This window comes from Variovorax sp. GW458-11-26-14-LB1 (assembly GCF_059423965.1).
In genome coordinates this window covers 14,016-39,837 of sequence record NZ_JBWKYW010000007.1, presented here as the reverse complement: position 1 = coordinate 39,837, position 25,822 = coordinate 14,016, and the positions used below count along the sequence as shown (strand labels likewise).

General features: G+C 68.0%; 26 protein-coding genes. 21 read left to right on the top strand and 5 right to left on the bottom strand.

Annotated elements, in window-relative coordinates:
- The first annotated feature begins 14 nt into the window (after positions 1-14).
- Complete coding sequence (locus AC07YS_RS07220; protein ID WP_495267767.1) at positions 15-473, top strand: DUF4124 domain-containing protein; 459 nt, start codon at positions 15-17, stop codon at positions 471-473.
- Between the two features lie 12 nt (positions 474-485).
- Here the strand turns inward: AC07YS_RS07220 and AC07YS_RS07215 are convergent, their stop codons facing one another.
- Positions 486-1,169, bottom strand: coding sequence for a class I SAM-dependent methyltransferase (locus AC07YS_RS07215; protein WP_495267766.1), 684 nt, complete (start codon positions 1,167-1,169; stop codon positions 486-488).
- Between the two features lie 108 nt (positions 1,170-1,277).
- On the opposite strand from AC07YS_RS07215, the gene AC07YS_RS07210 reads away from it, so the two are divergent.
- The 3 genes from AC07YS_RS07210 to AC07YS_RS07200 all read left to right on the top strand — a co-directional run bounded on the left by AC07YS_RS07210 (position 1,278) and on the right by AC07YS_RS07200 (position 2,746).
- Entirely contained in the window at positions 1,278-1,580 is a 303-nt protein-coding gene (locus AC07YS_RS07210; RefSeq protein WP_495267765.1) for a DUF3658 domain-containing protein, read from the top strand.
- Between the two features lie 404 nt (positions 1,581-1,984).
- Positions 1,985-2,230, top strand: a complete 246-nt coding sequence (locus AC07YS_RS07205; protein ID WP_495267764.1) for a cytoplasmic protein — start codon at positions 1,985-1,987, stop codon at positions 2,228-2,230.
- 60 nt (positions 2,231-2,290) lie between these two features.
- Positions 2,291-2,746, top strand: coding sequence for a GNAT family N-acetyltransferase (locus AC07YS_RS07200; RefSeq protein ID WP_495267763.1), 456 nt, complete (start codon positions 2,291-2,293; stop codon positions 2,744-2,746).
- 42 nt (positions 2,747-2,788) lie between these two features.
- Here AC07YS_RS07200 and AC07YS_RS07195 read toward each other — a convergent pair whose 3' ends face one another.
- Positions 2,789-3,988 (bottom strand): MFS transporter, encoded by a 1,200-nt coding sequence (locus AC07YS_RS07195; RefSeq protein WP_495267762.1) that lies wholly within the window; start codon positions 3,986-3,988, stop codon positions 2,789-2,791.
- 410 nt (positions 3,989-4,398) lie between these two features.
- Here AC07YS_RS07195 and AC07YS_RS07190 point away from each other — a divergent pair, with 410 nt between their 5' ends.
- On the top strand, positions 4,399-5,808 hold the full coding sequence (locus AC07YS_RS07190; RefSeq protein WP_495267761.1) for a DUF2130 domain-containing protein: 1,410 nt from the start codon (positions 4,399-4,401) through the stop codon (positions 5,806-5,808).
- Between the two features lie 29 nt (positions 5,809-5,837).
- Positions 5,838-6,245: a GNAT family N-acetyltransferase gene (locus tag AC07YS_RS07185; RefSeq protein ID WP_495267760.1), complete on the top strand. Its 408-nt coding sequence runs from the start codon at positions 5,838-5,840 to the stop codon at positions 6,243-6,245.
- Between the two features lie 18 nt (positions 6,246-6,263).
- Here AC07YS_RS07185 and AC07YS_RS07180 read toward each other — a convergent pair whose 3' ends face one another.
- Complete coding sequence (locus AC07YS_RS07180; protein ID WP_062474115.1) at positions 6,264-6,788, bottom strand: Lrp/AsnC family transcriptional regulator; 525 nt, start codon at positions 6,786-6,788, stop codon at positions 6,264-6,266.
- 92 nt (positions 6,789-6,880) lie between these two features.
- Here AC07YS_RS07180 and AC07YS_RS07175 point away from each other — a divergent pair, with 92 nt between their 5' ends.
- Together AC07YS_RS07175 and AC07YS_RS07170 are read left to right on the top strand one after the other, a co-directional pair.
- On the top strand, positions 6,881-10,489 hold the full coding sequence (locus AC07YS_RS07175) for an indolepyruvate ferredoxin oxidoreductase family protein (protein ID WP_495267759.1): 3,609 nt from the start codon (positions 6,881-6,883) through the stop codon (positions 10,487-10,489).
- Between the two features lie 113 nt (positions 10,490-10,602).
- Complete coding sequence (locus AC07YS_RS07170) at positions 10,603-10,932, top strand: hypothetical protein (RefSeq protein ID WP_495267758.1); 330 nt, start codon at positions 10,603-10,605, stop codon at positions 10,930-10,932.
- On the opposite strand, the gene AC07YS_RS07165 is transcribed toward AC07YS_RS07170, so the two are convergent.
- Positions 10,910-11,866, bottom strand: coding sequence for a LysR family transcriptional regulator (locus AC07YS_RS07165; RefSeq protein ID WP_495259966.1), 957 nt, complete (start codon positions 11,864-11,866; stop codon positions 10,910-10,912). The genes AC07YS_RS07170 and AC07YS_RS07165 overlap by 23 nt on opposite strands.
- Before the next feature lie 134 nt (positions 11,867-12,000).
- Here AC07YS_RS07165 and AC07YS_RS07160 point away from each other — a divergent pair, with 134 nt between their 5' ends.
- The 7 genes from AC07YS_RS07160 to AC07YS_RS07130 all read left to right on the top strand — a co-directional run bounded on the left by AC07YS_RS07160 (position 12,001) and on the right by AC07YS_RS07130 (position 19,193).
- Positions 12,001-13,242: a metal-dependent hydrolase family protein gene (locus tag AC07YS_RS07160; RefSeq protein WP_495267757.1), complete on the top strand. Its 1,242-nt coding sequence runs from the start codon at positions 12,001-12,003 to the stop codon at positions 13,240-13,242.
- A gap of 64 nt (positions 13,243-13,306) precedes the next feature.
- A complete protein-coding gene (locus AC07YS_RS07155) occupies positions 13,307-14,497 on the top strand; it encodes a M24 family metallopeptidase (protein WP_495267756.1) in 1,191 nt (396 codons plus the stop codon).
- 41 nt (positions 14,498-14,538) lie between these two features.
- Positions 14,539-15,513, top strand: a complete 975-nt coding sequence (locus AC07YS_RS07150) for a Bug family tripartite tricarboxylate transporter substrate binding protein (RefSeq protein WP_495267755.1) — start codon at positions 14,539-14,541, stop codon at positions 15,511-15,513.
- Positions 15,510-15,968, top strand: a complete 459-nt coding sequence (locus tag AC07YS_RS07145) for a GAF domain-containing protein (protein WP_495267754.1) — start codon at positions 15,510-15,512, stop codon at positions 15,966-15,968. Before AC07YS_RS07150 ends, AC07YS_RS07145 begins: the two co-directional genes overlap by 4 nt.
- The gene (locus tag AC07YS_RS07140) at positions 15,965-16,951 is read left to right on the top strand and encodes a Bug family tripartite tricarboxylate transporter substrate binding protein (RefSeq protein WP_495267753.1); all 987 of its coding nucleotides are present in this window, start codon (positions 15,965-15,967) and stop codon (positions 16,949-16,951) included. The genes AC07YS_RS07145 and AC07YS_RS07140 overlap by 4 nt, the downstream gene beginning before the upstream one ends.
- Positions 16,952-17,108: 157 nt before the next feature.
- Positions 17,109-18,407 carry an Lcl C-terminal domain-containing protein gene (locus AC07YS_RS07135; protein ID WP_495267752.1) on the top strand — a complete coding sequence of 433 codons (1,299 nt, stop codon included), beginning with the start codon at positions 17,109-17,111 and terminating at the stop codon, positions 18,405-18,407.
- 225 nt (positions 18,408-18,632) lie between these two features.
- Positions 18,633-19,193, top strand: a complete 561-nt coding sequence (locus AC07YS_RS07130; protein WP_495267751.1) for a dihydrofolate reductase family protein — start codon at positions 18,633-18,635, stop codon at positions 19,191-19,193.
- A 217-nt stretch (positions 19,194-19,410) separates the two neighbouring features.
- On the opposite strand, the gene AC07YS_RS07125 is transcribed toward AC07YS_RS07130, so the two are convergent.
- Entirely contained in the window at positions 19,411-20,208 is a 798-nt protein-coding gene (locus tag AC07YS_RS07125) for an IclR family transcriptional regulator (RefSeq protein ID WP_235944061.1), read from the bottom strand.
- 109 nt (positions 20,209-20,317) lie between these two features.
- Here AC07YS_RS07125 and AC07YS_RS07120 point away from each other — a divergent pair, with 109 nt between their 5' ends.
- The 6 genes from AC07YS_RS07120 to AC07YS_RS07095 all read left to right on the top strand — a co-directional run bounded on the left by AC07YS_RS07120 (position 20,318) and on the right by AC07YS_RS07095 (position 25,789).
- On the top strand, positions 20,318-21,475 hold the full coding sequence (locus AC07YS_RS07120; protein ID WP_495267750.1) for an acyl-CoA dehydrogenase family protein: 1,158 nt from the start codon (positions 20,318-20,320) through the stop codon (positions 21,473-21,475).
- Positions 21,472-22,611, top strand: coding sequence for an acyl-CoA dehydrogenase family protein (locus tag AC07YS_RS07115; protein WP_495267749.1), 1,140 nt, complete (start codon positions 21,472-21,474; stop codon positions 22,609-22,611). Before AC07YS_RS07120 ends, AC07YS_RS07115 begins: the two co-directional genes overlap by 4 nt.
- A gap of 34 nt (positions 22,612-22,645) precedes the next feature.
- Positions 22,646-23,614 (top strand): Bug family tripartite tricarboxylate transporter substrate binding protein, encoded by a 969-nt coding sequence (locus tag AC07YS_RS07110; protein WP_495267748.1) that lies wholly within the window; start codon positions 22,646-22,648, stop codon positions 23,612-23,614.
- The gene (locus tag AC07YS_RS07105) at positions 23,614-24,831 is read left to right on the top strand and encodes a CaiB/BaiF CoA transferase family protein (RefSeq protein ID WP_495267747.1); all 1,218 of its coding nucleotides are present in this window, start codon (positions 23,614-23,616) and stop codon (positions 24,829-24,831) included. Before AC07YS_RS07110 ends, AC07YS_RS07105 begins: the two co-directional genes overlap by 1 nt.
- A 210-nt stretch (positions 24,832-25,041) precedes the next feature.
- Complete coding sequence (locus tag AC07YS_RS07100) at positions 25,042-25,188, top strand: hypothetical protein (protein WP_174254357.1); 147 nt, start codon at positions 25,042-25,044, stop codon at positions 25,186-25,188.
- A 16-nt stretch (positions 25,189-25,204) separates the two neighbouring features.
- Complete coding sequence (locus AC07YS_RS07095; protein ID WP_159271400.1) at positions 25,205-25,789, top strand: A24 family peptidase; 585 nt, start codon at positions 25,205-25,207, stop codon at positions 25,787-25,789.
- Positions 25,790-25,822: the final 33 nt, after the last annotated feature.

Genomic DNA, 25,822 nt, shown 5'->3' with positions numbered 1-25,822 from the left:
ACAGTGGGCAACGCATGAAGATTTCAAATCTGGTTCGCGCTGTGCTTGCGACGCTCACGTGCGTGCTGCTCTCATCGCCGGGGCATGCCGAGATCTACAAGTGGGTCGACGCCAAAGGCCAGACGCACTACACCGAGCGCAAGGCCGATGCAGGCGACGCCAGGACCGAGGAACTGAAAGTCTCCCCGCCACCTGAGACGTCGAAGACCTTCACGCCGCCCATAAGTGACTGGCGTCCACGTGACCGGTCCGGCCTCCCCACGTCGACGCAGTCGCCTTGGCCCCCTGGCCCACCCGAACGCAAGGGACCCAAGGCGGTTTCAGACGGCATCGACCACGGCACGAATGCCTCGCGATGTGCGCTGGCGCGGGACATCCTCAGCGGTGCCCGAGCACGCCGCAACAAGCCCACCGACACCTACGATCGCGAGGTGGCTCAGAGCGACATCAAGGCGTTTTGCAACGCGCGCTGATGGAGATGTCGCTCAGGCGTTGGCGACCCAGCCTCTGAACGCCATGCCCGCATAGAACAAGCGGACGTTGGTGAAACCTGTCTCCTCCAGCAGAGCCTCTTCCTGCGCCGGGCTGAGCAGCGTCAGCGTGGAACCGATCGCAGAGGCCGCCTTGCGCGCGTTGTCCGGATCGACGCCGGAAGCAGCCGCGAAGGCGACGTAGCGCGAGAGCCACAAGTCTCGTTCGCCCTCCGTCTGGGGAAAACTGAGATGCGCCATGACGAACGGCGCACCGGGCTTCAGCCGGCGACGAATTTCCATCAAGGTCGACCTGCGTTCATCGAGTGTCAGGAAGTGCATCGTCAACAGGCAGGTCGCCGCGTCGAACGGGCCTTCGGGCGCGGTGTCGGTGTAGCCGTGGTGCAGCGTGACCCGTTCGGCGAGCGGGCCGAGCGTTTCCGCGGCGAGGTCGAGCATGGGCTGCGACGGATCGACGCCGACGAAATGCCATCGGGGATGCTCCTGCGCGAGCACCTTCAACTCCATGCCACCGCCAGCGCCGATGACCAGCACGTTCGCCGCATCCGGTGCGCGTTCGGCGACGAGCAGGGTCGTCATCGTCTGCAGGTCGTGCAGGCCTGGCACCAGGCGGGCGGCTTTCTCGGCGTAGTTGTGGGTGGTGGACGATGTGCTGAAGGCGGGCGCGGATTGGGACATGAGGACAGTCTATGTGGGCATTGCATGCCTCGCAGGCGCAAGGTATTCGGCAGAATCCGGCCGGAAGCGGGTGTCCACCCGGGGCACGCCTCATGGGGTTTCAGAACAATGACTGACAACGACACTTTCGACACCGAACTCTCACCCGCCGAGCGTGAGCAGGTAGCCAGGCTGCCTGAGTCGGACCTGGCGCTCATCGACGCGGCGCTTCTTTCGCAAGTGACCGGCCAATGGCGCAAGGTGGCGCGCGTGGTTGGCATGACGATGCTGTCGATGCCTGATCACACGGAGGACGTTCCCGATGCGTTCTTCGCGAGACGGGTTGCCCTGCTTGTCGAGTCCGGGCGATTGGAGTCGCAGGGCGACCTTCGACGCATGCGGTTCAGCGAGGTGCGGTGGAGATCGGCCTGACGACGGCAGAATGCCGCCAAGAGTGGTCCGGAACAACTTCCCCTTCATCACAACGGGAGCAGGAGCTGATGGTAAGTCGCATCATGTACATCGAAGCGAAGACAAGCGGCCTGACGGGGCCGGCCCGCATTGGGCGAGTCACGTGCTCCAAGTCCGGGGCCACGCTGTACTACGCAGGGAAGTCCTTCCGCAGCCTGAAGGGGGACGGTTTCAAGTCGAACTATTTCGACGTTGAAACCGGCGAGCACTATTGGATCTCGGGGCCTCGACGCGATGGGAGAGATGCCCTTTACGCGACGCATGTTCGGCCCATCGTAGACGCAGACGTTCAGGACGAGTACTGGACGAAGGTTCGCGGTGTGGCGAAGTTGCCCCATGGCGAACGATAGGGCCAGGAGCCAACCGTGGACATCATTTCTGCGCACGCTTTCAGCAGCAACCACAGAGAGCAGATCGAGACGAGCGAGGTCTGCGGCTGCTTCTATTGCTTCGCAAAGTTCTCGCCAGCGGAGATCGTTGAATGGACCGATCAAGGTTCGACCGCGCTGTGCCCGAGATGCACCATCGACTCGGTCATCGGCGCTGCGTCAGGGGTTCCCTTGTCCGATGAGTTCTTGCGGCAGATGCATGTCCATTGGTTCGACGCGTAGTCAATTTCGGTCAGAAGCGGACTTCTCCTGAAGCAGACTTCATTCATGAAGACAACTGGCATGCCCACCCCGTCCCTTCAGGTTCGGCGCGCGACATTTGAGGACGCCGCCCGCATCGATGCGCTCTACGGCCAACTGGTCGCAGACACGGCGCGCTGCGTGCTGCCCGAACGCCTGCAGGCGTTGTCCGAAGACCCGAGGACGGCGCTTCTTGTTGCGGAGGTCGACGGCCAAGTGTGCGCCACGGTGCTGGTTTCGCTGTGCGAAGACGTGATGTACAAGCGGCAGCCATTCGCGGTCGTGGAGAACGTCGTCGTCGACGCGGCCGCTCGCAACCGAGGGGTCGGGGCCGCGCTGATGCGGGAGGTCGAGGCGTTCTGCGCGGCGAGCGATTGCTCGAAGATCATGTTGCTGAGTTCGGTGGAGCGTGAGGACGCCCATCGGTTCTTCGAGCGCTGCGGCTTCGATGCCTCGATCAAGCGCGGGCTCGTGAAATATCGACGGTCCTTTGCTTGAAGTCTCGGCCCGAAGCAGACCTTCGATCGACCTGCCACAGCCTCAGGCCAGCGTCGAAGCCCGCCCTGCCTGCGACCCCCTCGCCAGCCGCCACGTCATCCCGATCCCCACAACCGTCGCGATCAACCCCACCAGGAACACACTGTCGTGACCGTAGTGGTCGGCAATCAGCCCTGCCATCGGGCCTGTGACGCCGTACGCCAGATCCTGGAACGCCGCGAAGCCGCCGATGGCCGTTCCGCGCAGGTGGGCGGGCACGCGCTTGACGGCCTCCAGTCCCATGGCGGGGAAGACCATCGAGCACCCCATGCCGGTCAGCAGTGCGCCCACCATCGCCACGGCGGGATGGGGCGCCAGCCACAGCAGCGCTTGACCCACGGCTTCGATCGCCAGGGAGACCAGCGCGACCTTGGTGCCGCCGATGCGGTCGGGCAAGCGACCCGCCAGCAGTCGCACGAGGACGAAGCCCAGGCCGAAGCACGTCAGTCCGTAGCCGGCACCCTGCCAGCCATGGGCCAGGAAGTACAAGGGAAAGAACGCGCCCAAGGCGGCAAAGCCGACGCCTTGCAGGCCCACGACCGCGCCTTGCTTCCAGATGAGTCCCAGCACATCGGAGAACGGCGCGCGGCGCCCCTGTGCCGACATGGCGGGCGCGATGGACCACAGCATTGCGCCGCTGACCAGCGGCAAGGCGATGCTGCCAGCCATCAGGCCGGCGAAGCCGAGCCTTTCAAGCAGCCAGAGGCCCAGGGGGCCGCCTACCGCGAAAGCGCCATACATGCCGGTGCCGACCAGTGCCATGACCTGCCCGGAACGCGCGGGGCCCATGGCCGCCATCGCCCAGCCCAGCATGCCGACGAGCGCGAAGCTTTCGCCGAGGCCGAGCACGAGACGCCCGGTCAGCAGGACCAGGTACGCGCCGACGCCATGGCCCAGCACGGGCAGCGAGGAGGCCCAGCACAGGAGCGAAGCCGCCGCATAGAGGACAAGGCCCCAGAACATGGCGAACTTGCCGCCGCGTTCGTCAGCCAGCCGGCCCGCCCAGCCGCGACTCAGGATGGTGGACAAAAAGGCAATGCCGACGCCCAAGCCGGACGCGACATTGCCCATGCCCAGCGTCTGCGACACATGGAGCGTCACGGCCGGCATCGACATCGCGACAGACAGGTAAGCGAGAAAAAGCGCGAGGGTCATCCAGACCAACGTGCGCAGGGAAGAAGAATTTGTTTGGACGTTCGTCATCGAGCGCCGCTCCTTGAGTTTTCAAAGGCGGCACCAGCCGGTCGAATGGGCGGGACGATGAGCACCGAAGCGACCCACGCGCACCGCCAGTCGGCATGCGGGTGCCACTGGTGATGCGTTGGTTGACGTAAACGCTTACGGCTGGATGGAGCTCTGAACAGATCAGAGTCGATTTTTGCAGCGGCGATTCTAGCAACGTGATCGAGAACGCATCACTCGCTCGCAGATGTCGGCCCGGTCTTCACGCGCCTGCCACTCGCCGGCGCTCCCTGTCCGGCTACAGTCGGATGGCTCCATGTCCCTGACCCTATGAACAGCATCACTCCCCGCGATCCCGCCCGAACGGCGCGGCGCTTCGCTGCACTCCCTCTCTTGTCGACGCCCACCCTGACGGTGGAGCGCACATAGCCATGCACGAAATCATCTGCCCCCATTGCAGCAAGGCATTCAAGATCGATGAAGCCGGCTACGCGGACATCCTGAAGCAGGTGCGCGACGGCGATTTCGAGAAGCAGCTGCACGAGCGGCTGGAACTGGCCGAGCGCGACAAGCGCGCCGCCGTCGAACTTGCCCAGACCCGGGCCGCCGGCGAACTGCAGAAGGCTGCCGCCGCCAAGGACGGCGAGATCCAGGAACTCAAGGCGAAGCTCGAGGCCGGCGATGTCGCGCGCAAGCTCGCCGTGAGCGAGGCCCTGGGCGCCGTGGAACGGGAGCGCGACGCACTCGCGAACGAGCTTGAAAAGGCCAAGCAGGACAAGCTGGCCGCCACGGCGCTCGCCGAGGCGCGGCACGTGGGCGAGCTGCAGAAGAGCGCCGCCGCGAAGGACGTGGAAATCCAGGAACTGAAGGCCCGGCTCGACGCCATCGAGGTGGCGAAGAAGCTCGCGATCAGCGAGGCCGTCAGCGTGGTCGAGAAGGAGCGGGACCAGTGGAAGAGCGGCCTCGAGCGGGCGGAGCTCGAGAAGCAGCTCGCCGAGAAGTCGCTCAAGGACAAGTACGAAACGCAGATCAAGGACCGCGACGACGCGATCGAGCGGCTGCGCGACATGAAGGCGCGCCTGTCGACCAAGATGGTGGGCGAGACCCTGGAGCAGCACTGCGAGACCGAGTTCAACCGCATCCGGTCGATGGCGTTTCCCCGCGCCTACTTCGAGAAGGACAACGACGCGCGCACGGGCAGCAAGGGCGACTACATCTTCCGCGACGCGGACGAGGCCGGCACCGAGATCGTCTCGATCATGTTCGAGATGAAGAACGAGAACGACCGCACCGCCACGAAGAACAGGAACGAAGACTTCCTGAAGGAACTCGACAAGGACCGCATCGAGAAGGGATGCGAGTACGCGGTGCTGGTGTCGCTGCTCGAGCCCGACAACGAGCTCTACAACACCGGGATCGTCGATGTGTTCCATCGCTACCCGAAGATGTACGTCGTGCGCCCGCAGTTCTTCCTGCCCATCATCACGCTGCTGCGCAATGCGGCGATGAACTCGCTCAAGTACAAGTCGGAGCTGGCGCTGGTCAAGGCGCAGAACATCGACATCACGAAGTTCGAGACCGAGCTGGAAACCTTCAAGGCCGCCTTCGGCAGGAACTACGACCTGGCCCACGGCCACTTCCAGAAAGCGATTGCGGAGATCGACAAGTCGATCGACCACCTGCAGAAGACGAAGGAAGCGCTGCTCGGCACCGACCGCAACCTTCGCCTTGCGAACGACAAGGCGCAGGACGTGACGATCAAGAAGCTGACGCGCGGCAATCCGACGATGGCGGCCAAGTTCGCCGAGCTCAAGAAGCTGGGGTCTTCCGAGACGGAATGACGCTGGCGCAGGCGCTACCCAGGAAATACATGAACCACATCACCATCGACTACCGCCAGGACGTGCCCCTGGACCCGGTCGACGTCGCCCGCGTCTTCGACCGGTCCGGCATCAAGCGCCCCACGAACGACCTCGCCCGCATTGCGCGGATGTTCGCCGCGCCCAGCCTCCTGCTGTCGGCCTGGGTCGACAACGAGCTGGTGGGGCTGTCGCGGTCGCTGACCGACCATGCGTACTGCTGCTACCTGTCGGACCTGGCGGTGGACAAGAAGTACCAGGGCCATGGCATCGGCCGGGAGCTCGTGCAGCGCACGCAGGCGATCATCGGCGACGAGGTGTCGCTGATCCTGCTGTCTGCACCTGACGCGATGTCTTACTACCGGGCGCTCGGCTTCGAGTTGGCGCAGAACGCGTACGTCATCCGGCGCAAGCGCTAGAGGCCACTGCGCCACGCCTCACGGCGACCGCCGTGACCCCGCCAGCCCGGCCTTCGCGTCCAGCAGGTGCCCGAGCGGCAGCGCCGTCTCCGACTTGATCTCGCGCAGCACGATGCTCGAGCGCACGTGCGTCACACCGGGCAGGCTGAACAGCACCTCGTGCAGGAAGCGCTCGTAGTGCTTCATGTCGGGCACGGTCACGTTGAGGATGTAGTCCGCGGGCCCGGTGGCCGACACGCAGCGGATGATCTGCGGGCTTGCCGCCACGGCTTCTTCGAAGCGCTGCACCATCGCTTCGCTGTGGCGGTCGAGGTTCACCTCGGCCACGGCCGACACGTGCAGGCCCACGTGTTCGGGATCGACGAGCGCGGTGTAGCCGCGGATGACGCCAGCCGCCTCCATGTCCTTGATGCGCTTCCAACAGGGCGTAGGCGACAGGCCCACGGCCTCGGAAATCTGCTGCACGGTCTGCCGCCCGTCATGCTGCAGTGCAGAAAGAATCTTGAGGCAATGCTCGTCAAGAGAAACAGAACCGACGTTCATCGTGGTTTTCGAGTGAATTCTTCTTCAAACAAGGGTCTGCGCCAGTGTATTGAAGAAACACTTACTTGGGGGGGCGCAGAACAATTCCGGGCATGAACGCCCCACTTGAAGCGACCGCACTCCGACGGCCCGACTACCAACTTTCCGACAACCTCTGGGCCGATGCCGGCTCGGTCTTCCTCACCGGCACGCAGGCGTTGATCCGCATCCTGGCGATGCAGGGCCAACGCGACGCGGCGCGCGGCCTGCACACGCAGGGCTTCGTCAGCGGCTACCGCGGCTCGCCGTTGGGCATGGTCGACCAGGCCATCTGGAAGGCCGGCGAGCGCTTCAAGAAAACGGGCATCCGCTTCGTGCCCGCCGTGAACGAGGAACTGGCCGCCACGCAGGTGCTGGGCACGCAGCGTGTCGAATCCGACCCCGAGCGCACGGTCGATGGCGTGTATGCCATGTGGTACGGCAAGGGCCCGGGCGTGGACCGCGCAGGCGACGCGCTCAAGCACGGCAACGCCTACGGCTCGTCGCCGCACGGCGGCGTGCTGGTGGTGGCGGGCGACGACCACGGCTGCGTGTCGTCGTCGATGCCGCACCAGAGCGACCACGCCTTCATGGCCTGGCGCATGCCGGTGATGCAGCCCGCCAGCGTGGCCGAGTACCTGGAATTCGGCCTCTACGGCTACGAGCTGTCGCGCTACTCGGGCGCGTGGGTCGGCATGGCGGCGCTGTCCGAGATCGTCGAGAGCGCGGGCACGGTGGACCTCGACGCGGTGAACGCGCGCGTGGCCGCCTGGGAAGACGCCGACGCCGTGCGCGCCGCCACCGGCCACGCGGCACCGCCCGGCGGCCTGCACTACCGCTGGCCCGACCTGCCGTCGCTGCGCATCGAATCGCGGCTGGAGGACAAGCTCGCCGCCGTGGCTGCGTTCACCCAACGCAACAGCATCGACCGCCACGTCATCGTGAGCCCGCATGCCAAGGTGGGCATCGTCACCTGCGGCAAGGCGCACCACGACCTGATGGAGGTGCTGCGACGGCTCGAGCTTTCGCCCGATCAGCTCGCGCGCGTCGGTGTGCGGCTGTACAAGGTGGGCCTGAGCTTTCCGGTCGAGCAGACGCGCCTCAAGGAATTCGCGCGCGGGCTCGGCGAGATCCTCATCGTGGAAGAGAAGGGCGCGGTGGTCGAGACGCAGCTGCGCGACATCTTCTACAACGCGCCGCCCGAGGCGCGCCCGGTGCTCGTGGGCAAGCACGACCACGCGGGCCAGCCGCTGGTGTCGGCGCTCGGCGAGCTGCGGCCTTCGCGCCTTATCGAGTTGGTCGCGCACTGGCTGGCCGCGCACTTTCCCGAGAACCACGACCTGGGCGATCACCTGCAGCATGTGCGCGACTTCACGCCGCCCGAGCTGCTGGCCAACGCGAGCGATGCGGTCAAGCGCCTGCCGTACTTCTGCGCCGGCTGCCCGCACAACACCAGCACCAAGGTGCCCGAAGGCTCGACGGCGCGCGCGGGCATCGGCTGCCACTTCATGGCCAACTGGATGGACCGCAGCACGGCGGGCCTGATCCAGATGGGCGGCGAGGGCGTCGACTGGATCTCGCACGCGATGTTCACCAGGACGCCGCACGTGTTCCAGAACCTGGGCGACGGCACCTACTACCACTCGGGCTACCTCGCGATCCGCCAGGCCGTCGCGGCCAAGGCCACGCTCACCTACAAGATCCTGTTCAACGACGCGGTCGCGATGACGGGCGGGCAGCCGGTCGACGGCGTCATCAGCGTGGACGCCATTGCGCGGCAGGTGGAGTCCGAAGGCGTCACCAAGGTGGTGGTCGTGAGCGATGCCATCCACCACTACGACGCCATCAAGAACAAGTTTCCGGCGGGCACCGAGTTTCACGACCGCGCCGCGCTCGACGAGGTGCAGCGCCGCCTGCGCGAGATGCCCGGCGTGACCGTGCTCATCTACGAGCAGACCTGCGCCGCCGAGAAGCGCCGCCGCCGCAAGAAGGGCGAGCTGGCCGATCCGCCCAAGCGCCTGTTCATCAACGAGGCCGTGTGCGAAGGCTGCGGCGACTGCACCGTGCAGAGCAACTGCGTGGCCGTGCTGCCGCACGAAACACCGATGGGCCGCAAGCGCAAGATCGACCAGACCAGCTGCAACAAGGACTACTCCTGCGCCAAGGGCTTCTGCCCGAGCTTCGTGGGCGTCACCGGCGGCAAGCTGCGCCGCAAGAGCGGGGCGCTGGCGGCCGGGCGCGATGCCTTCCTGCACCGCGTGGGCGCGCTCGCGCATCCCGCGCCGCACGCATGGACCGGCCCTTACGACCTGCTCGTGACCGGCGTGGGCGGCACCGGCGTGGTGACGGTGGGCGCGGTCATCGCGATGGCCGCGCACCTCGAAGCCAAGTCGGCCAGCGTGCTCGACTTCATGGGCTTCGCGCAGAAGGGCGGATCGGTGCTGAGCTTCGTGCGGCTGGCCGACACGCCCGAGCGGCTGAACCAGGTGCGCATCGACACGCAGCAGGCCGATGCCATCCTCGCGTGCGACGTGGTGGTGGGCGCTTCGGCCGATGCGCTGCAGACCGTGCGGCACGGGCGCACGCGCGTGCTCGCGAACATCCACGAGATTCCGGTGGCCGAGTCGCTGCGCAATCCCGATGCCGACCTGCATGTCGACCTGCTGCTGGAGAAGATGCGCTTCGTCGCGGGCGAGGAACAGGTCGAGACCTTCGATGCGCAGAGCCTGGCCGAGGAGTTCCTGGGCGACACGCTGGCCGCGAACATCGTCGCGACCGGCTATGCGTGGCAGCGCGGCCTCGTGCCTCTGAGCCTCGAAGCGCTCATGCACGCGATCGAACTCAACGGCGTGGCCGTGGCGGCGAACCAGTCGGCGTTCTCGCTGGGGCGGCTCGCGGCCGGCGACCCGGCGGCGCTCGATCAGTTGCGCGCGGCACCGGTCGAGGCGGCGGCGCACCAGGTCGACGACCGCCCGCTGGAAACGCTGCTCGCCGATGCGCGCCGCCATCTCACCGGCTACCAGAACGCCGCGTGGGCCGCGCGCTTCGAGCAGCGCATTCGCGCACTGCAGGCGGTCGAGTCCGCACTGCCGGGCGGCGACGCGAGCCTGCCTTTCACGCGCAACGCCGCGCGCAGCCTCTTGAAGCTCATGAGCTACAAGGACGAGTACGAGGTCGCGCGCCTGTACACCGACGGCGCGTTCCTGCAGAAGCTGAAGGACCAGTTCGAGGGCGACCTGAAGCTCGAGTTCCACATGGCGCCGCCACTGCTCTCGCGCCCCGCGCACGGACAGGCACCCGCCAAGGTGCGCCTCGGTGCATGGATGCTGCCGGCCATGAAGTGGCTGGCCCACGGCAAGCGCCTGCGCGGCACGCCCTTCGACCTGTTCGGCCACACGGCGGAGCGCCGCACCGAACGCGCACTGATCGATCACTTCGACCGCCTGCTGCAGGAGATGGCCACCGCGCTGACCCCCGACAACCAGCCGACCGCCGCACGCATCGCGGCACTCCCGCTGTCGGTGCGCGGCTTCGGCCATGTGAAGCTGGCGAACCTGGACGCGGCGCGTCTGCGCGAGGCCGAGTTGCTGCACCGCTTTGCGCCGTCGCGCTACGCGAAGCCGGTGGACGCACCCAGCGCCGGGCAGATTCGGGGTATCGCTATCGTGGCAAGCGCGCGGTAGTGGGCGCGGGCGGCGAGCGTAAGTTGCTCGGCTACGATCCTTGCCGAAGCACTCACCCCCGCCACACCCCGACGATCACAGGACCCATGCGCGCCTTCCTCTACTACGCCCTGATGCTCCTGCTCGGATACGCCTGGTACAGGTACGGACAGAAGCTGCTGCGCAAGGGCTATCGCGATGAGAAGGGCGAACTCACCCAGGGGCTCGTAGGGCCCGTCGGATTCCTGCTGACCGCTGGCGTGACCTGCTACCTCTTCTTCGCCATGCTGCGCGCCCTGGTGCGGGGCGAGGTGCCCTGCGTCGGAAAGGGTTGCGTGGGGCAGGTCTACACGCTGGCGGCGCATGCGGGCGACTACTGGGCCAACATGTTCTTCCTGGCGTGGTGCGTGCTGGGCTTGGGCTATGCGATGTACGTGACGCTCAGGATCTGGTTCCGGGCTTAGCCCGCGCAGTGCGCGCAGCCGGCTCCCGCGCCAGCATCTCGACGACCAAAGCAATGAACCACTGGTGCAGCGCCGAGGTCTCGTGCCGCTCGTGCCAGACCAGTTCGACCGTGCGCGCCGGCGCCGCCAGCGGTGGTGCCACGCGCTTCAGGCCCGTCATGCGCATCGTCTCCAAGCCCTCGGACCAGGGCAGCACGGCGATCAGGTCCGAGCGGCGCACGGCCTCGTAGGCCGCGGAATAGTGGCTCACCGTGCTGACCAGGTTGCGCTGCAGGCCGCGGCCTTGCAGCACGCGGTCGTAGATGCCGCCGACACGGCCCGCCAGGCTCACGTCGAGGTGGCGTGCGGCCAGGAATTTCTTCAGCGGGATCTTGTCCAGCTTCGCCAGCGGGTGGTCGTTGCGCATGAAGCAGGCGAAGTCCACCGACCACAGCCGGCGTGAGCGCATGAAGCCGGGGCGCTGCACGTCGTCGTTGTAGGCGCCGATGGCGAAGTCGGCCCGGTTGTCGTCCAACGACTGTCCGAAGTCCACGACCGTGCCAGGGTGGGTGTGCAGCCGCATGCCCGGCGCAAGTTCGCCGAGCCGCTCGAGCAGCCGCGGCGCGACGATGCACGCCACGTAGTCGGTCATCGAGACTGTCAGGCGTGCGTCGCTTTGCGAGGCATCGAAGCTCTCGCCTTCGAGTGTGCCCCGGATGGTGCGCAGCGACCGCGCCAGCGGCGCCCACAACTCCGTGGCGCGCCGCGTCGGGCGGATGCCCGCGCCGTTGCGCACGAACAGAGGGTCGCCGTAGGTTTCGCGCAGCCGGCGCAACGCGTTGCTGACCGTGGGCTGCGTGAGCGACAGCTTGGACGCGGCGCGCGTCACATTGCCTTCGTTCATGAGGGCTTCGAAGACCTTCAGCAGGTTGAGATCGGCGTTGCGGTAGTTCATGGGCAGGGGAGGCTGAAACCATTCACATAGTCAATGGAGTGGATTCAGCATATAAATTTTTCGGAATTGTGACGCGATCCTACGATCCCGTCATTCCTCACCGCTCATGCCCTCGGAACCCGGCAAACAGACCCATGACTCAGATCCTCGTCAAGAACGCCCGCATGCTCGATCCGCTGAAGCCCGAGCTGCAGGACCGCCACGACATCCTGATCGAGGGCGACACCATCCGCGAGGTGTCCGACCGGCCGATCGTGGCGCGCGATGCACGCGTCATCGACGCCGCCGGCAAGACCGTGATGCCCGGCCTGATCGACCTGCATGTGCACGTGGTGGCCGTCGACCTGAATCTGCAGCGCCAGGCGCTGATGCCCAATGTGTTGGCGACGCTGCGCAGTCTGCCGATCTTGCGCGGCATGCTGCGCCGCGGTTTCACGACCGTTCGCGACGCCGCCGGCGCGGGCGATGCCTTCAAGCAGGCAGTGCAGTCGGGGCTGGCGCAGGGGCCGCGCCTGTTCGTCTCGGGCCGCGCGCTGAGCCAGACCGGCGGCCATGGCGACGGCCGCGCGCGCTCCGACTATCTGGTGGCCAACGCCGTGTGCCCCAACTGCGCCCGCGTGGGCATGCTGGCCCGTGTGGCCGATGGCGTGGACGCCGTGCGCAAGGCTGCGCGCGAAGAACTGCAGATGGGCGCGGACCAGATCAAGATCATGGCCGGCGGCGGCGTGGCGTCGCCCACCGACCCAGTCGATGCCCTGGGCTACAGCGAGGACGAGATCCGTGCCATCGTCGGGGAAGCGGCGGCCCGCAACACCTACGTGCTGGCCCACGCCTACACCCCGGCCGCAATCCAGCGCGTGGTGCGCTGCGGCGTGCGCACGATCGAGCACGGCAACCTGGTCGATGCGCCGACCGCAGCGCTGATGGCTGCGCACGGCGCCTATGCGGTGCCCACGCTGGTGACCTACGACGCGCTCGCCAACGAAGGCGCGGTCCTGGGGCTGCCGCCCGCCAGCGTGGCCAAGGTGGAAGACGTGCGCGGCGCCGGGCTGCGCTCGCTCGAGATCTACAAAGCGGCCGGCGTGAAGATGGGCTTCGGCACCGACCTGCTGGGCGAGTCGCATCGGCTGCAAAGCGACGAGTTCCGCCTGCGCGCGCAGGTGCTGTCGCCGGCCGAGATCATCGCCAGCGCCACGCTGATCGGCGCCGAGGTGTTGGGCATGAGCGACCGGCTCGGCCGGCTGATCCCGGGCGCGCTGGCCGACCTGTTGCTGGTCGATGGCGACCCGATGCGCAACCTCGATTGCCTGGGGGGGCAGGGCGAGCGCATTCCCCTGGTGATGAAAGCCGGCGTGGTCGAGTTCGACGCGCTGTAGCCCGCACCCCCGAGCTGTTCAGACAACCCGCCGGATGCCTCCGGCCCCTTCAAGGAAACGACACATGCCCAAGCTGACGCAAGCCGTCTGGCGGTACCGCCACGACCAGATGGTCCGGTTGATGGACGAACTCGCCGTCGATGCGCTGGTGTTCACCACCGCGGATTTCTTTCAGTTCGCCACCAACTTCCACACCGACGTGCAGCCCTGGGAGCGGCCGATCTTCGCGGTCGTGCCGCGCCAGGGCGAGGGCTTCCTGGTCATGAACGAGCTGTCGACGAACCACATGCGCTTCTCGATGGAAGCGCACAAGGTGTGGATCACGGACGTGACGTTCTATGCCGAGCATCCGATGGTGAGCAACCGCCTGCCGCTCGTGTCGCAGCTCCCCGAGATCCTCGCCGAGCGCCTGAGCCGCGCCGGCCTGCGCCGCTCGCGCATCGCGCTGGATGCCGGCAGCGGCGTGATGGCGGCCGTGCAGCGCCTGCTGCCCGACCTGGACGTGCGCGTCGCCACCGCGGAAGTGCGCAGCCTGCGCTGGCAGAAGCACGCCGAGGAGCTGGCCGTCATGCAGGCCATGGCCGGGCTGACGGACTGGCTGCAGGACCGCTACCGCGAAGCGATCAAGCCCGGGCGCCTGGTGCAGGAGATGGACTGCGCCATGGCCAGCCTGTTCGTGCAGGAGGCCGCCGAGCGTTTTCCCGGCGAGCAGTTCGAGGTCGTGCGCTGCTGGACGCTCAGCGGCCCGGCGTCGGCCTCGCCGCACGGCGACGGTGCCTCCTGCGGCGCGCGCATCCGCGAAGGCGACGTGCTGGTCAACATCGTGATTCCCCGGCTCAACGGCCTGACGATCGAGAACGAGCGCACCTGGTTCTGCGGGCGCCCCGACGACCAGAAGAAGGCGCTGTGGACGGCCGCGCGCGACGCGACCGATGCGGCCATCGGCGCGGCCGTGACAGGCCGGCCCGTGTGCGCGATCGACGCCGCGGCGCAGGCCGTGATCGAGCGCGCCGGCTTTGCCGACTGCATCCGCCACCGCACGGGCCACGCCATCGGCATCGTGCACCACGAGTACCCGGAGGACATGGCCTTCAGCCAGCGCCCGCTGCGCGACAACGAGGTCTATTCGGCCGAGCCCGGCCTGTACGTCTACGGCGTGGGGGGCTTTCGCATCGACGACACGGTCGTGGTGGGCGCGACGCCGCGTGTGCTCACCGCCACGCCCAAGTCGCTCGACTACGCCACCGTCGGTTGATACCGCTCACACCTTTCGCAACCACCGACCTTGACTTCATCATGACCACCCGTCGCACCATGCTTTCCGCGTTGGCCGTTGCAGCTTCGCTGCTCGCCGCACCCGCCTTCGCGCAGGGCTTTCCTTCGAAGCCGATCAAGGTCGTGGTCCCGCAGCCGGCTGGCTCGGGGCCGGACACGCTGGCGCGCACGCTGGCCGACGTGCTCGCCAAGAGCATCGGGCAGAGCGTCGTGGTGGAGAACCGCCCCGGCGCCAACGGCACGCTGGCCGCGGCCTATGTGCTCTCGCAGCCTGCGGACGGCTACACACTGTTCCTGGCCGGCGTCTCGAACATGTCGTGGAACCCGCACCTGTACAAGTCGCTGGGGCACCAGCCGGCCCGCGACTTCACCGGTGTCGCCGTCATTGCCAACACGCCGTTCGTGACCGTCGTGGCGCCGAGCCTGGGCGTGAAAACACTGCCCGACCTCATCAAGATGGCCAAGGCAGAGCCGCAGCGGCTCAGCTTTGCATCCGCCGGCATCGGTAACTCCACCCATCTTGCGAGCGAGCTGCTGAAGTCGCGCACCGGCATCCAGATGCAGCACGTGCCCATCAGCGGCGCAGGTGGCCCCAACGCGCTGACCAGCGTGATGGCGGGCGACACGCCGGTGATGACGACCGTCCCCGTCGGCGTCGTGCCGCTGGTCAAGAGCGGCAAGCTGGTGCCGCTGGCGGTGACCGGCGAGCGGCGACTGCCGCAACTGCCCGACGTGCCCACGTTCAAGGAGCTGGGCATCGACATGGAAGTGCCCGGCTGGTACTCCCTGGTGGCGCGCGCAGGCGCACCCGGCGACGCGGTCGCGCGGCTCAACGCCGAGATCAACAAGGCCCTGGACACGCCCGAGATGAAGGAACGCCTGGCCGGCCAGATGCTGATCGGCGTCAAGTCGACCCCGGCCGATGTCTTGAAGTTCACGCAGCGCGAGTCGGCCGCCTGGGGGCCCATCATCGATCGGCTGGGCATTGCGCAGTGAGTGCCATCGAGCCGGCCTCCTTCGAGGCCCTGGACCACGCGCTGCAACGGTTTCCGGGGCACCGGCTGTTCACCGTGCTGGCGATCGACCCCGGCCTTGCCGCGTCCCGGCGCCTGTACACGAGTGACCCGGTGGCCTATCCGTGCGGCGGCACCAAGCCACTGCACCACGACAACGATTTCTTTCGCGAGGTGGTGCAGGGCGGTCGGGCGCGCATCTGCGTTGATCAGGAAGACTGCCGCCGCGCGTTCCCGGACCATGCGCTGATCGACGCGCTGGGCTGCCGGTCTGCCATCAATGTGCCGATCCGGCACGACGGCCGCACGATCGGTTCCCTGAACCTCCTGCATCAGGAACACTGGTATCAGCCCGACATGGTGCCCGCGTTGATGCGCGTCGCCGAACAGGCTGCATCCTTGCTTCTTCCGCTCAGATACGTTGAGATGCCTGCATGACGATCCATCGCCGAACCTTCGTGCTGAATGCTGCCGTGTCCCTGTGTGCGGCATCGCTCGCCACCGCGGCGCGTGCAGCCGGCTCAGGCTACCCCAGCAAGCCGATCACCATCGTCTTTCCTTACGCGGCTGGCGGCGCCACCGACGCCATGACGCGCCAGATCGCCGACCTCATGGCCAAGGCGCTCGGCCAGCCGGTCATCGTCGACGCGAAGCCGGGCGCCGGTGGATCGATGGCGCTGCAGCAGGCCGTGCGCGCCAACCCGGACGGGCACACGCTGGTGCTCGTGGCCAGCGGAACGATGGCCGTCAATCCCTACCTGTACGACCTGAAGTACAAGCCGGTGGAAGACCTGGCGCCCATCACGATCCTGGTCGACATTCCCTTCGTGGTCGTGACAAGGCCGGACTTTCCCGCACGCACCCTCAAGGAATTCATCGCCCATGCCAAGGCGAATCCGGGAAAGATCTCGTTCGCGAATGCAGGCGTGGGCACGCAGGCCCACCTGACGCAGATGATGTTCATGAAGGCGGCCGGCATCTCGGCCAACGTCGTTCCCTACAAGGGCGGCACCGGCGCCATCGCCGACCTGCTCGGCGGCCACATCGACGCCATGATCGACAACGCCGCCGCGCAGGTTGCGAACGTGCAGGCCGGCAAGGTGCGCGCGCTGTTCGTCACCACGCGCGAGCGCAGCGAATCGCTGCCCGGCGTGCCCACGGCGCAGGAGGCGGGGTTGCCGGGCTTCGTGACCTCGGGATGGTTTGGGCTGGCGGCACCGAAGGGCACGCCGCAGGCGATCGTCGACAAGCTCAACGCGGTGATCGTCCAGGGCATGGCTCGGCCCGAGACGCGCAAGAGGTTGATCGATGCGGGGTGGATGCCCATCGGTAGCTCGCCCAGCGAGGCGACGGAGCGGGCGCGGTCGGACCTGGTGCGGTTCGGGCAGGTGGCGCGGCAGATGGAACTGAAGAAAGAGTGAGGGGCGCCATGGCCTCGTGAGCGGGCGCGGCAAGGACGGATGGCCGGCACTCGAGAGAGCCGTGCGACTGGGTACCATCGGCGACGACCGGCCGTTCGCCGGGGGACGGTTGAACCGACGATGTTGAAGACGCTCGCAGCAGCTGAGGGACGTTTGCTTGGGTAGCACGCGAATCCGTTTCCACACCACCACGATCCGCGCGCCCGCAGTGGCGGTTCGCGCGGCAGCCGCAGCGGTCGTCCTGCTGGGGCTGGCCGCCGCGCCCGCCGCTGCGCAGTCGCCACCGGCCACGGCCGGACCGACCACAGTGAAGGTACCGCCCACCGGCGCGCGCACGTGCCTGGGCTTGCAGCAAAACGGCAGATCCGCCCCTCAGTCGTGCACGGACGCGGGACCGCTGGCCTTGATCCCCAAGCAGGACGGCATGTTGCGCGCGGGCCCTCCCGACTACGAGGCGGTGGCCGGCCAACCCTTGACCTCGTGCGTGCGCGACCGGGTGTCTGGACTGGTCTGGGAGGGCAAGCCCGACAGCGGCAAGCTGGCGTGGATGAGGACACAGGCCGGTCCGCCGGGCACCGGCAAGCTGATCGACACCTACGGTCCGCACAATGAGCCAGCGCCCGGCAGCCGGGCCAACACCGACGCCTATTCCTACTACGGCGACGGGCGGCCGGGCGATGCCATGGCCTATGTGGCGCAGGTGAACGCGATGCGCCTGTGCGGCTTCACCGATTGGCGTCTGCCCACGGTGGCCGAGCTGTACGGCCTGATCGATCTGGGGGAGCTGATCAACGAACGGACGGGGCGATGGCCCGCCGAGCAGGCCGCCGTCGATGCGCGATGGCTGCCCAACACCATGCCGGGCAACTACCTGAGCTCCGAGCCGGACGACCAGACCCGCATCTGGTGCGTGAGCTTCAAGCTCGGGTTCGTCTACAGCTGCAACCGCAGGATGGAGAGAAAGCCGCAGCCGTTGTTCATTCGCCTGGTGCGCGGCCCCGAAGTGCCCGAGACCGGACGCTGGCGCGAAGTGCCTGACGAGCGCGGCGTGCCCGGCGGCGTGGTCGAAGACCGCCACACCGGCCTGGCGTGGCGCCGCTGCGACGAGCCGCAGGTATGGAACGGCCAGCGCTGCACCGGGACGGCCCAGCGCTACCGCTATGTGCAAGCCCTGCAGCACGCCAGCACACAACCGGGTTGGCGCCTGCCCACCATCAAGGAGGTGAACAGCCTCGCCGAGCGCTGGTTCAAGAAGCTGGACATCCCCGCCGCCGATTTCCCGGCGTCCGGCACGCAGCCGCTGCGCGAGGGGTATCGGTCCTCCACCGTCTGCACCGCTGGCCCCGCGACGCGGGAGGCCCGCGCATGGATCGGCGGATGGGTGCTGGGAGGTGGGGGAGATATCTCTTGCGAGGCGCAGCCCATGCCCCTCGGGGTCCGGCTCGTGCGCGAGTGATGTGCGATGCGCATCTGTCTCGACGCCATGCCGTGAAGGTGTGGCGCCGGGTCAAGGACGGCAAGCCCGAGCCTCGCTGCCCGTCGTCACTTGCGTTTCTGTGCTTCCTCTTTGGCGAGGCATCGGCTACCGTCTGGCGCGGCCTGCATGCGGCCACGAACGGTCATTCACGGTGCCGCCCCGCGCTCCGAAAGCAGCAGGCCGCCCAACCCGGAGGAGACTCGCATGGGACTTCTGACCTTCAGCCTCAACGTCACCCTGGACGGCTGCGTCGACCACCAGGAGGGCATCGCCGACGACGAGACGCACGCCTTCTTCACCCGCCTCATGGACGAGGGTGGGGCGATGCTGTGGGGCCGCACCACCTACGAGATGATGGAGAGCTACTGGCCGGCGGTCGCCCGCGGCGATGTGCAGGCGCCGCCAGCGGTGCGCGAATGGGCGGCCAAGCTGGAGATCAAGCCGAAGTACGTCGTGTCGTCGACGCGAACGGACTTTCCGTGGAGCCACAGCCACCACCTCGCCGGCGACTTGCGCTCGGGCGTGCAAGAGCTCAAGGACGCGACCCCGGCCGGCGTGCTCCTCGGTAGCGGCAAGCTCGCGACCGCGCTGGACCGGCTGGATCTGATCGACGAGTACAGGTTCCTCGTTCACCCCAGGATCGCCGGCCACGGCCCGACCCTGTACCAGGGCGGGCTGCCTCACACGCGACGGCTGGAGCTGGTCTCGGCGAAGCCGCTCGGCAACGGCGCGGTCGCCATGCATTACCGGCGCGCGCGTGGCTGACAGCCAGCCACGCCCCCGGGCCAACGGAAACAGCACGGTCGTCACCGAGCAGTGCTCCAGCGCGAGGATCACCCACACACTACGGACCGCGCCCAGCGCAAAGAAGGTGGTCTGCTCGCGAAATGGCTGGGTGTAGGCCGCGCAAAAGGTCAGGGCGAAGCGAGGGTGGGGAAGAAGTTCTCGGGTACTTTCACACGGTCCCGCAATCCACGCCCCCTCACCGCAACCCCGACTGCCGATCCGCCGCCTCCACCAGCTGCATCAACCCCGGCCCGATGGTGTCCAGCAGCTGCGCCTTCTTCCAGCGAAACCCTGGCACCGCGCAGTTGAACAGCAGCCGGCGCGGCCCGTAGCGGATGCGTGCGGCGGCGCCCGCGGCGAGCACGCCGAAGCCTGAATCGCCTAGGTTGATGGCGAAGCCGCGCTTGCCGTAGTGCGCCACGCTCTCGCGCACGCCTTCGAGGCAACGCGCGTGCTCGTCGGGCCGCTCGTGCTTCACGCGGGCGAGGAACTCCTGGCGCTCGCCCGCAGGCAACTGCGCCAGCCACGCACGGCCCATCGCGGTTTCGACGATGCCGCGCACGGCGCCCACGCCGGGGCGCTTCAAGGTGCCGCCCTCGTGGGCACACGTTTCCAGGTAGACCACGTCGAGGTCGCTGGTCACGCCGACCGACACCGCGCCCTCGATGCGGTCGGCCAGCTGCTGCATGGCCGGGCGCAGCAGGGCCAGCATGGGCGTGTTGATGACGTAGGGGTAGCACAGCGCCACGGCGGCGGGGCCGATGAAGTAGCGGTCCAGGCGTTCGTCGTGGTCCAGGAAACCCATGGTCAGCAGGGTGCGGCACAGGCGCGAGACGGTGGGGCGCGACAGGCCCAGCTTGGCGGCGAACTCGCTGTTGGCGTGCGCGCGCGGGTCGCCCACGAAGGTCTGCAGGATGAGCAGGCCCTTGGCCAGGGTGCCGGCGATGTACGGGTCTTCGTCCCGCACCCGGCGCAGGTCGTCGGAATGCTTCATGGGCTGGCGGCGATTCTGGACAGGGCGGGGCATGGGAGTGAATCGCAGTTTCAATGATTGAAATTCAGTGCCGGCAATTGTGGACCTGCTTCCTACAGTCGCGGCCACCATGATCCGAGACATCCCCCACTTCGAGGCCCTGCGGGCCGACATCCGCGCCTTCGTTCGCGAACGCTGGCATCCGCTGGAAGACCAGGTCAGCCGCGACAACGACATCCCGCCCGACGTGGTCGACGAACTGCGGCGCAAGGGCTACTTCGGCTGGAGCATTCCCGAGGCGTACGGCGGCCTGGGCCTGACGACCGAGGAGCTGGTGCTGTGCGCGATGGAGCTGTCGCAGTCGTCGGTGGCGCTGCGCGCCCGCGTGGGCACCAACACGGGCATCGGCTCCGAAGCGCTGGTGGCCGACGGCACCGAGGCGCAGAAGCAGCGCTGGCTGCCGCGCATGGCGACGGGCGAACTCACCGGCTGCCTGGCGCTCACGGAGCCCGAGGCGGGCTCGGAGGCGAGCAACGTGCAGACCACGGCGCGCCGCGAGGGCGACCACTACGTGCTCAACGGCAGCAAGCGCTTCATCACCAACGCACCGGTGGCCGATGTGTTCACGGTCATCGCCCGCACCGAAGACGGCTCGAAGGGCAGCAAGGGCGTGTCGGCGTTCCTGGTCGAGCGCGGGCCGGGCCTGACCACAGGCGCGCCCTACCGCATGATGGGCCAGGCCGGCTCGTTCGTGTCGGACGTGCATTTCGACGAATGCCGCGTGCACGCCGACCAGCTCATCGGCGGGCGCGAGGGCATGGGCTTCCAGACGGTGATGAAGGTGCTCAACAAGCAGCGCCTGCACCTGGCGGCGCTGTGCACGGGCCCGGCCATCCGCATGCTGGACCTGGCCATGGCCCACACGAGTGGTCGCCATCAGTTCGGCCAGGCCGTGGCCGACTTCCAGCTGGTGCAGGCCATGATCGCCGACAGCCGTACCGAGATCTACGCGGCGCGCGCGATGATCCTCGAGGCGGCACGGGCGCGCGATCGCGGCGAGGACGTGGCCCTGTCGGCCTCGATGTGCAAGTACTTCGCGTCGGAGATGTGCGGCCGCGTGGCCGATCGCGCGGTGCAGATGTTCGGCGGCTCGGGCTACGTGGCCGACTTCAGTCCCATCGAGCGCTACTACCGCGACGTGCGCCTGTTCCGCCTGTACGAGGGCACGAGCCAGATCCACCAGCTCAACATCGCCAAGCTGGCGCTGCGCGAGGCGGGCGCGCGATGAACGTGCGCACGGACCTCGTGGCACGGGTGCGCGACTTCGTCGAGCGGCATTGCATCCCGCTCGAATCGAACGCCCACGTGCACGACCCGCGGGCGATGGACGCGGCGCTGTCGCAGCTGCGCCCGGTCGCGCGCGAGCGGGGCCTGTACCTGCCGCAGATGCCGGTGGAGGAGGGCGGGCTGGGCCTGTCGTGGGTCGAATGCGCGGCGGTGTTCGAGGAGGCCGGCCGCAGCTACCTGGGCCCGGCCGCGCTGAACTGCGCGGCGCCCGACCAGCCCAACATGATCAGCCTGCTGCGCCAGGGCACGCCCGCGCAGCAGCAGCGCTACCTGCGGCCCTTGGCCGAGGGCCGCATCCGCTCGTGCTTCGCGATGACCGAGCCGGCGCCTGGCGCGGGCTCCGATCCGTCGATGCTGCGCACCACCGCGCGGCGCGAAGGTGACGGGTGGGTCATCGACGGCCACAAGTGGTTCATCACCGGCGCGGTGGGCGCGGCCTTCTGCATCGTGCTGGCGCAGACGGACGAGGGGCCCACGCAGTTCATCGTGGACATGGACCACCCGGGCCTTTCGCTGGTGCGCGCCATCCGTGCCATCGACCCCTTCGCCGTCGGCGGCCATGGCGAGCTGCGCTTCACGGCCTGCCGCGTGGGCGCCGGCGCGGTGCTGGGCGAAGTGGGCTCGGGCTTCGTGGCGGCGCAGCAGCGGCTGGAGCCTGCGCGGGTGTCGCACTGCCTGCGGCTCATGGGCCGCGCGCGGCGTGCGCTCGAGATCGCGCAGGCCTACGTGGGCGAGCGCACGTCCTTCGGCGATCGGCTGGCCGACCTGCAGCAGGTCCAGGCGATGGTGGCCGACTGCCACATCGACCTGCATGCCAGCCGGCTCATGAGCCTGGACTGCGCGCGCCGCATGGACGAAGGCTTGTCGGTGAAGACCGAGTCGGCGATGACGAAGGTCTTTGTGTCCGAGGCCCTGAATCGCGTGGCCGGCCGCGCGGCGCAGATGTGCGGTGCGCTGGGCATGTCGGAAGACGCGCCCATCGCCCTCATCGTGCGCGAGCTGCGGCCGTTTCGCATCTACGACGGCGCCTCCGAGCTGCACCGCGCCACGCTCGGGCGCCGCTTCCTCACGCACTGACACGTTGAACACACAGAGAAACTGGAGACTGACGATGACGTCCTTGATCAAGAAAATTTCGCACCTGGCTGCCGGCCTTGCATTCGGCCTGGCCGGCTCGCTGGCGATGGCAGCCTTCCCCGACCGCCCCGTGAAGCTGGTCGTGCCTTTCCCCGCCGGCGGCAGCACCGACCTGGTGGCGCGCGAGGTGGCGCTGGAGCTGGGCCATGCGCTGGGCCAGCCGGTCATCGTGGAGAACAAGCCCGGCGCCGGCAGCCTCATCGGTTCCGAGCTCGTGGCCAAGTCCGCGCCCGACGGCTACACGCTGCTCATGGCGGGCCTGACCAACATCTTCCTGCCCTACGTGCACAAGGGCCTCGCCTGGAACCCGGTGGACGACTTCGTGCCCGTGGGCCTGGTGGCCGACCTGCCCAACGTGATCGCGGTCAACGCGAAGACGCCGTACCAGAAGCTGCCCGAGCTCATCGCCGCCGACAAGGCCAAGCCGGGGCAACTCGCCTTCGGCTCCGCCGGCCCGAGCACGCCGTCGCACCTGGTGTGCGAAATGATCAACCACCAGGCCGCCATCAAGATGCAGCACGTGCCCTACAAGGGGAACGCGCCGGCGGTGAACGACCTGATCGCCGGCCACATCCCGGTGATGTGCAACAACCTCGGCGGCACGCTGCCCTACATGAGCAGCGGGCAGATCCGCATCCTGGCGCAGACCGGCCGCACGCGCTCGCCCTCGGCGCCCGACGTGCCCACCTTCGCCGAGTTGGGCCTGCAGGGCTTCGACAGCGGCCTGTGGGTGGGCATCGTCGCGCCCAAGGGCACGCCCGATGCCGTCATGCGTCCGCTGCGGGCGGCATTGGCCAAGGCCTTGCCCGCGGTGAAGGACAAGCTGGCCAAGCTGGGCGCGGCCGCGCTCGACCCGTCGTTGCCCGCCTACGGCCAACGCATTGCCGCCGACCGCAAGCTGTGGGACCCGGTGCTCAAGCGCGTCGACCTGAAGGGCAACTGATGGGCCAGCCTGCCGACCACGCACCCCTGCACGGGGTGCGCATCCTCGACATGGCGACCGTGCTCGCGGCGCCGTTCTCGGCCACGCTGTGCGGTGACATGGGCGCCGACGTCGTCAAGCTCGAGCTGCCGGGCGGCGGCGATCCGCTGCGCGGGCTCACGCCGGTGCACGAGGGCCATCCGCTGTTCTGGAAGACCGCGAACCGCGGCAAGAAGGGCATCTCGCTGGACGTGCGCAAGCCCGAGGGCCGTGCGCTGTTCCTGCGGCTCATCGCCGGCTTCGACGTGCTGGTGGAAAACTTCCGCACCGGCACGCTCGATGCGTGGGGCCTGGACATCGCCACGCTGCACGCGGCCAACCCGCGCCTCATCGTGCTGCGCCTCACGGGCTTCGGCCAGACCGGCCCGTATGCGCGCCGGCCGGGTTTTGCCCGCATCTTCGAAGCGATGAGCGGGTTCACGCACCTGACCGGCGAGCCCGATGGTCCGCCGCAGCACATGAACTATCCGCTGGGCGACGTGGTGGCCGGGTTGTTCGGCGCCTTCGCCATCAGCACCGCGTTGGCCGAGCGCAATGCATTGCCGCGCGCGCAGCAGCGGGGCGCCGAGATCGACCTGTCGGCCACCGAGGCGATGTCGCGCCTGCTCGATCCGCTGGCGGCCGAGCACCGCATCGGCGGCGTGGTGCGCGAGCGCACCGGCTCGCGCGCCACCTACACCGCGCCGTCCAACGTGTTTCGCGCGGCCGACGGCGTGTGGTTCACGCTGGTGGGCACGGGCGGGCCGATCTTCGCGCGCATCTGCCGCGCGATCGACCGAGAAGACCTGCTCACCGACGTGCGCTTTGCCGACAACGCCGCGCGCATCCGTCACCTCGAGGCGCTGGACCGCATCATTGCCGACTGGTGCGGCAGTCTTCCATTCGCGGAACTGGCCGTGCGGCTGGACCGCGAAGACGTGCCCTACAGCAAGGTGTATTCGATCGCCGACCTGCTGGCCGATCCGCACATGCAGGCACGCGGTGCCTTCATCGACGTGCCCGACGAACAGTTCGGCACCGTGCCCGCGCCGGCGGCCGTGCCGCGCTTCGTGGGGCGCGAAGGCGTGCGCCCGGCCGCCACGGGGCCGCGCACGGGGCAGCACAACGCCCAGGTGTATGGCGCGCTGGGCCTGGGCGAGGCACAGCTCGCGGCGCTGCGCGACGCGCAGGTGATCTGAAGCGCGCCTGCGCTTTCGCCTGCCCTGCGGGGTAGGCGTTTTGTCATGCCCGCCCCCGTGCCGTCGCGGGACACCTGACTCCCCCAGAAAAGGGCGCTCCGCTCATGTGCGAAAGCGGTGCGATTCCTACAGTCATCCCCATGCCGAACGCTTCTTCCCACGCCGGGAAGGCCAGCGGTTTCGGCCGGCCACGATCACCGGGGAAACCGCATGGAACCGCTCGAAGTTCTGCCGAGAACCGCCCTGAGTCTGCTGCGCGAAGACGCCGGCATGTCGTTCATGGAGTTCGCGCTGATCGGTGCGCTGGTGATGGTCGTCGTCCTTCTGCTGGTGCTCGCCCTGCGGCGCAGTGCCTGAACACGGGGAGCCCGCCATGCAGGAATTCAACGCTGTTCTCGAACTGCTCGCGATGCTGGCGACCGACATCCGCATGCTGGCGCTCTTCGCGCTGCTCGGCGTGGCGGCTGTGAGCGACTGGCGCTTCTATCGCATTCCCAACTGGCTGACCTTCGGCGGCGCGTGCTTCGCCCTCATCTACGGAACGATGGCGGCACGCACGCCGTCGTCGGGCGCGCTGAGCGCATTCGGTGGTCTGGGCGTGGGCTTCGTCGTGATGCTGCCGTTCTATGCGCTCGGGATCATGGGCGCGGGCGACGTCAAGCTGATGGCCATGACCGGGGCCTTCCTGGGGCCCCAGCAGACGCTGATGGCCTTGCTCTTCACTTTCATCGCGGGCGGCGTCGCGGCGCTGGCTTTCGCGATCCATCGCCGCCGCCTCGCTCACATGCTCGGCAACGTCAAGACCGCGGCGCAGGGGATGCTCATTTCCGGCATCGCAGGCGTGCGGCCCGACGGGCGCCTGCAGGCAGGCCAGTCCGTGGGCAAGTTGCCCTACGGCGTCTGCATCGCGGCGGGCACGGTGGTCCAAGTGCTGGCGCACCAGCTGGGCTTTGTCTAGCTCCTACATGTTTCACCCCTGGCGGAGGTTCGT

Bases quoted from the DNA above. Each gene is read 5' to 3' on its own strand.
- AC07YS_RS07180 (WP_062474115.1), bottom strand. From the start codon at position 6,788: ATGAACGTCGGTTCTGTTTCTCTTGACGAGCATTGCCTCAAGATTCTT.
- AC07YS_RS07120 (WP_495267750.1), top strand. From the start codon at position 20,318: ATGATCCGAGACATCCCCCACTTCGAGGCCCTGCGGGCCGACATCCGC.
- AC07YS_RS07105 (WP_495267747.1), top strand. From the start codon at position 23,614: ATGGGCCAGCCTGCCGACCACGCACCCCTGCACGGGGTGCGCATCCTC.
- AC07YS_RS07170 (WP_495267758.1), top strand. From the start codon at position 10,603: ATGCTCCTGCTCGGATACGCCTGGTACAGGTACGGACAGAAGCTGCTG.
- AC07YS_RS07195 (WP_495267762.1), bottom strand. From the start codon at position 3,988: ATGACGAACGTCCAAACAAATTCTTCTTCCCTGCGCACGTTGGTCTGG.
- AC07YS_RS07095 (WP_159271400.1), top strand. From the start codon at position 25,205: ATGCAGGAATTCAACGCTGTTCTCGAACTGCTCGCGATGCTGGCGACC.
- AC07YS_RS07200 (WP_495267763.1), top strand. From the start codon at position 2,291: ATGCCCACCCCGTCCCTTCAGGTTCGGCGCGCGACATTTGAGGACGCC.
- AC07YS_RS07110 (WP_495267748.1), top strand. From the start codon at position 22,646: ATGACGTCCTTGATCAAGAAAATTTCGCACCTGGCTGCCGGCCTTGCA.
- AC07YS_RS07215 (WP_495267766.1), bottom strand. From the start codon at position 1,169: ATGTCCCAATCCGCGCCCGCCTTCAGCACATCGTCCACCACCCACAAC.
- AC07YS_RS07160 (WP_495267757.1), top strand. From the start codon at position 12,001: ATGACTCAGATCCTCGTCAAGAACGCCCGCATGCTCGATCCGCTGAAG.
- AC07YS_RS07190 (WP_495267761.1), top strand. From the start codon at position 4,399: ATGCACGAAATCATCTGCCCCCATTGCAGCAAGGCATTCAAGATCGAT.
- AC07YS_RS07130 (WP_495267751.1), top strand. From the start codon at position 18,633: ATGGGACTTCTGACCTTCAGCCTCAACGTCACCCTGGACGGCTGCGTC.
- AC07YS_RS07155 (WP_495267756.1), top strand. From the start codon at position 13,307: ATGCCCAAGCTGACGCAAGCCGTCTGGCGGTACCGCCACGACCAGATG.
- AC07YS_RS07175 (WP_495267759.1), top strand. From the start codon at position 6,881: ATGAACGCCCCACTTGAAGCGACCGCACTCCGACGGCCCGACTACCAA.
- AC07YS_RS07100 (WP_174254357.1), top strand. From the start codon at position 25,042: ATGGAACCGCTCGAAGTTCTGCCGAGAACCGCCCTGAGTCTGCTGCGC.
- AC07YS_RS07185 (WP_495267760.1), top strand. From the start codon at position 5,838: ATGAACCACATCACCATCGACTACCGCCAGGACGTGCCCCTGGACCCG.
- AC07YS_RS07115 (WP_495267749.1), top strand. From the start codon at position 21,472: ATGAACGTGCGCACGGACCTCGTGGCACGGGTGCGCGACTTCGTCGAG.
- AC07YS_RS07220 (WP_495267767.1), top strand. From the start codon at position 15: ATGAAGATTTCAAATCTGGTTCGCGCTGTGCTTGCGACGCTCACGTGC.
- AC07YS_RS07140 (WP_495267753.1), top strand. From the start codon at position 15,965: ATGACGATCCATCGCCGAACCTTCGTGCTGAATGCTGCCGTGTCCCTG.
- AC07YS_RS07125 (WP_235944061.1), bottom strand. From the start codon at position 20,208: ATGAAGCATTCCGACGACCTGCGCCGGGTGCGGGACGAAGACCCGTAC.
- AC07YS_RS07210 (WP_495267765.1), top strand. From the start codon at position 1,278: ATGACTGACAACGACACTTTCGACACCGAACTCTCACCCGCCGAGCGT.
- AC07YS_RS07150 (WP_495267755.1), top strand. From the start codon at position 14,539: ATGACCACCCGTCGCACCATGCTTTCCGCGTTGGCCGTTGCAGCTTCG.
- AC07YS_RS07165 (WP_495259966.1), bottom strand. From the start codon at position 11,866: ATGAACTACCGCAACGCCGATCTCAACCTGCTGAAGGTCTTCGAAGCC.